Source organism: Methylophaga pinxianii (assembly GCF_020447225.1).
GTDB classification, from domain to species: Bacteria; Pseudomonadota; Gammaproteobacteria; order Nitrosococcales; family Methylophagaceae; genus Methylophaga; species Methylophaga pinxianii.
In genome coordinates, this window is the sequence record NZ_JAJAEO010000071.1 from 1 (window position 1) to 847 (window position 847).

The 847-nt window shown below is 34.9% G+C and carries 1 pseudogene; it reads left to right on the forward strand.

Annotated elements, in window-relative coordinates:
• Nucleotides 1-539: 539 nt before the first annotated feature.
• Nucleotides 540-847 (forward strand): annotated as a pseudogene (locus tag LGT40_RS00335) (glycosyltransferase family 4 protein); the annotation flags it as partial.

Sequence of the window (847 nt, forward strand, 5' to 3'; positions counted from 1 at the left end):
AGCTGCAAAATCGAGTTCATAGTGAGTATCCTCAAAAAACTCGAATAGATTCTCAGCAAGTGCAACTTGGTCTTCCACAATTAATATAGCAAGAGAGGAGATATTCATGGCTTGATGATTTGTCTGCTAATAATTAGAAAAAAGACGTCATTGTTGCTCGTTCTAGGCGTGTACTTACAGGGGATAAGTCAATGCTCATTTGATAACTTAAGCCAAGATAATTATTTATCTTCCCAGTATGCCTTAGTAAAGATAAGTTTTTCATCGAATAAATATCAAGAAAATATAAACCTTGTCTTCCATCATCCAATCGCAGCTGCAATTACTTTAATAATTGCTTTTTATCATTCCAGAAAGGTCTGCTAAACCACAATATTAGTGTCGAAAATCGCTATCTGTCGCTCAACGCTTTTGGTTCTGAGATTTTCAACGATATTGCATGCTCAAATAAAATCAATTCAAGGCATTTACACTTCATACTGTTATTCTGTAATTAGATCGCTACGATATTCAAATACCCAAATCCTGACGTAAATTAAATGCTTAGAAAAACCAAGCTAAAGATTTTTTATATCTTAAATACTGCTTTGATTGCTTTACTGATCGGCTATCAGGTGTACTTGAACCTTTCTGAAACCCACTATGCTTCCTTGCACTTATCAAAAATTCAGGCCATACAACAAGTCCTAAGAGATAAAATGGAATTTCAGTTTGTTGTGGTTGGCAATATCAATAACTCTTCCAGTATTTTTCAAAAGCAATTTATACCTAGGTTGAACAACTCTAAGGCAGCATTTCTAATTTCAGCGGGTAATGCTGTGAGTGATGGTGCAGAACAGAACTATCG